At 66.9% G+C, this 3,520-nt stretch carries 3 protein-coding genes and 1 pseudogene; 1 reads left to right on the forward strand and 3 read right to left on the reverse strand.

Going from position 1 to position 3,520, the window contains the following annotated elements:
* Nucleotides 1-617 precede the first annotated feature (617 nt).
* From ABTZ58_RS39800 to ABTZ58_RS39810, 3 genes and pseudogenes are all read right to left on the reverse strand, one after another.
* Nucleotides 618-810 (reverse strand): annotated as a pseudogene (locus tag ABTZ58_RS39800) (hypothetical protein); the annotation flags it as partial.
* A gap of 160 nt (nt 811-970) precedes the next feature.
* Nucleotides 971-1,954, reverse strand: coding sequence for an NADPH:quinone reductase (locus tag ABTZ58_RS39805; protein ID WP_351368327.1), 984 nt, complete (start codon nt 1,952-1,954; stop codon nt 971-973).
* A 20-nt stretch (nt 1,955-1,974) separates the two neighbouring features.
* Complete coding sequence (locus ABTZ58_RS39810; RefSeq protein WP_351368330.1) at nt 1,975-2,553, reverse strand: PadR family transcriptional regulator; 579 nt, start codon at nt 2,551-2,553, stop codon at nt 1,975-1,977.
* A gap of 217 nt (nt 2,554-2,770) precedes the next feature.
* On the opposite strand from ABTZ58_RS39810, the gene ABTZ58_RS39815 reads away from it, so the two are divergent.
* Nucleotides 2,771-3,235, forward strand: coding sequence for an SPW repeat protein (locus tag ABTZ58_RS39815; RefSeq protein WP_351368333.1), 465 nt, complete (start codon nt 2,771-2,773; stop codon nt 3,233-3,235).
* Nucleotides 3,236-3,520 lie beyond the last annotated feature (285 nt).

The raw sequence follows: 3,520 nt of genomic DNA on the forward strand, positions 1-3,520 counted from the left end.
CTCCCACAAGCCGTCCGGAACAATCCAACTCCACGTACCCCGCCCCATGAACGGACCAACGAGCGATCACCACATAGGACACCGTCTAAGACACCGTTTCTGATGGCGGACTGTCGGCTGCTCGAAACGGGTGGTCCGCTTGGAGATCTGCTCGGTACGGTGACCCGGTGTGCTTCTACGCCATGACCTACTACAAGCTGCACTACGCGTGTGTCTCGTGCCGTGTCAGCTTCAAGCAGGATGCCCATCCGCTGCGCGAGCACGTGTGCCCAAACTGTTCTCAGCCCCTCATTTGCGCTGGTCATGACTTCGCTCCGCCGCCCAGGCGTGATGTCCGTGGCTGGTCTGTGGCGGCTGCGGTGTTGGGTGAAGGGCTCCGCTACGAGGGGCTATCGGTCTGCGGGTGTGGCAAGGAGCCCAAGTACCGCCCGCGCACCCGAGCCGAACTGCGGGCGCGTCGGATCGTTGCCGCGAGGGACGGGCTGTCACTGTCCGAGGCGTTGTCCCGACCGGACCCATTGACCCCGACGGACTGACCTCGCGCCTCAGCATGCCGGGTGGCGATGTCCGATGAGGGCTGCTGCGACGGCGACGAAGGCCAGGAAGGGTCAGGGCAGTCAGCGTTTGACGCGGTTGCGGATGGCGAGGACGGCCAGGCCCAGGAGGACGTTCGGTCAGGCGGGAGGTCATCTCGATGTAGGTGTCGGCGGTCTTCAGGTCCTGTCCGAAAGAGCGGAACACCACTGATTTGAGGGTCACGTTCGTGGCTTTCTCGAAGCGCTCGCCGGTGAACCGGTTGCCGGTGGAATTTCCTGCCGCCCATGGTCATCGCCGACCTGATCGGAATCCACCCCAAGACAGCCGAACGCTGGGCCACCCTCGCCGGCGGGAACTGGTCCTGATACTTGGCAGCGCGACGGGCCGCCCCGCAGGGTTAGGCAGTTGAGCAGGGCAGTGTTCCGAGTCTGGGCTATTGGGGGATGGTGACCAGGATGCGGCCGTGGCCACCGCCGGCGTCGACGTGGTCGTGGGCCTTGGCGATGTCGTCCAGCGGGTGACAGTCGCCGACGGCGACGGTGAGGGCGCCGACGGCGGCGGCGGAGGTGAGGTCGCGGGCGGCCTGGCGCCTGGCCTCGGCGGGGAAATCGTCGCTGCCGAGCAGCCGCAGGGTGACGTTGTTGAACAGCAGAGGCCAGAAGGGGATCTCCGTGCGGTCCGCGCCGGTGGCGTAGGCGGCGATGACGGCGTTGTTGGCGGCGACGGCGTTGTCGAGATCGACGTTGTCGGACAGCGCGACCTCGATGATCCGGTCGACGCCCCGCGGCGCGTACGAGCGGATGGCCGCGGCGGGGTCGCCGGTATCCAGGGCGACGGCGTGGGAGACGACGGCCGCGTCGACGCGGCTGAGGTCCGCGGTTCGGCGTACGGTCGCGATCACAGTCGCGCCGGCCCAGTGGGCGAGCTGGGCGGCCAGGGAGCCGACGCCGCCGAGAACTCCGTGGACCAGGACCAGTTGGCCGTCGACCGGGCCGTCGGCGAAGACGGTGCGGTGGGCAGTGATGCCGGGGATGCCGAGGCTCGCCCCCAGCTCATCACTCAGATGATCTGGCAGAGGTACGGCTTGGTGGTCGGGTACGACGGTGTACTGGGCGGCTGTGCCGAAGGGGCGGTAGGACTGAGCGCCGTATACCCAGACCCGCTGTCCGACGCGGCGGGCGTCGACTGGGGCGCCCACGGCGTCGATGACTCCGGCGCCGTCGCTGTGCGGGATCACCCGCGGGAAGGGCATGGACGAGCCGAGCCAGCCGCGCCGTTTCTTGGTGTCGCCGGGGTTGACGCCCGAGACGGTGACGCGGACGCGGACCTCGCCGGGGCCGGGGACGGGATCAGGGAGTTCACCGACGTGCAGGACATCGGCGGCGGGTCCCTGGTCGTCATACCAGGAAGCAAGCATGGGGGTACCTCCGTGGACAGTCAGCTCGCGGGAGCGGCGGGCGCATGCGGATCGCTGTCGGCGCATGCGGTGTCGAATGCGGGCGCCTTCTCCCCGAGGGCCTCGCGCAGCCAGGTCCGCTCGGCGCGGCTGGTGGCGCGGGCGGTGAGCAGCATGCCCCGCCGGTAGGGGTCGGTGATCTCCTCGGCACGCAACGGCCGATCGTTGTCGTAGAAGAAGCTCGCCGGTTCCTCCAGGAACTCCAGCCGTCTGCGCAGCACCGCGTGCTGTTCGGCCACGTCGGGGAGGTGGGAGAGGAAGGCCAGGACGACGTAGAACCGGGTGAAGTCGGTGATCTCGTGGTCGGCCGGCTTGCGCAGGCGTTGAAGCATTTCGGCCCGTCCGGCCGCGGTCAGACTGAGCACGTACCGGGCCGCCCCCGCGGCCGGGTCGGCGCGCCGCTCGATCAAGCCCGCCCTGGTCAGGCGATTGATCGCCGGATACAGGCTGCCGTCACTGACCGGCCGCGTATAGCCGGTCAGCTGTGAGATGCGGCGGCGCAGCTCGTGTCCAGGCAGGGGTCCCTCGGCGAGGAAGCCGAGTATCGCGAGTTCCAGCATGAGTCCATCTTCGCACGAGAACATCGATTCGATGTGCACATCGATTCGATGTTACGCTCGCTGGTACCCGTTCCAACGTCTCCGGAGAGGCACAGCAAGATGCCATCGCAGTCCACCGAGTCAGTGATGAACCGTTTCGTCGAGTTCATCAACACGGGCAACGAGGATCTGGCCCCCGAGGCGATGGGTACCCGGCCGTAAATGGCGGAGGTGTGGCATGGCAACAGCGCACAAGCCGGGAACTGCCCGGCCCAAGAGGAATCCCTCCGATCAGTTTTTGATGCGGGCGCAAAGGCAACAGATCATCGGGCTGCTGATGCTTCTGGGCGCAGTGGTGTTGTTCGTCGCGCCGTGGATCGTGGGCTACCCGGACACCGCAAAAGATGCACATCGCAACGAACTGGGTGTCGGGATGATCGTGTTTTTCATCGCCCTCTCCCGATTCTTCCGCTACCCCGGCAAGTGGCCTGATCTGGTGGTGCTGGCGGCCGGGGCCTGGATGATCGCCTCGCCGTGGGTCATCAGCACGCAGAACACCGAGGTGTTTGACGGCGCCCAGGTGATCGATGTGGTCGTGGGAATCGTGCTCATGGTGCTGGCCAGTCTGTCCCTGCTGCTGCTCGCCTTGACCGAAAGGCACGCAAGCAGGGCAACCAAGCGGGCTGAAGAGGGCAGCCCTTGACAGCCGACGTAGTGCTTGTGACTGATCCGCAGCAAGTGGATTCTCGCCGCTGACCGACCGGGACGGCAAGACGGGGGCAGGTGATTGTGGAAGTGCGTCTGTAGAGCCCGCGTCGACGGAGACGAGAGCTCGAAATCCGTCCCACTTCGGCTCCGCAGCACAACCAGGCCGCAGATGCCATAGCGGCACGACGGCCACGCCACCATTGCCGATGGCCAGGTCTCGGGTCCGGGCCCGGTACGTTTCCGCCGGTCATACGTGGGGGACTCGCCGACTGTGGTGGCG

It is taken from the genome of Streptomyces sp. NPDC094143, from assembly GCF_040303825.1.
Taxonomy (GTDB): domain Bacteria; phylum Actinomycetota; class Actinomycetes; order Streptomycetales; family Streptomycetaceae; genus Streptomyces.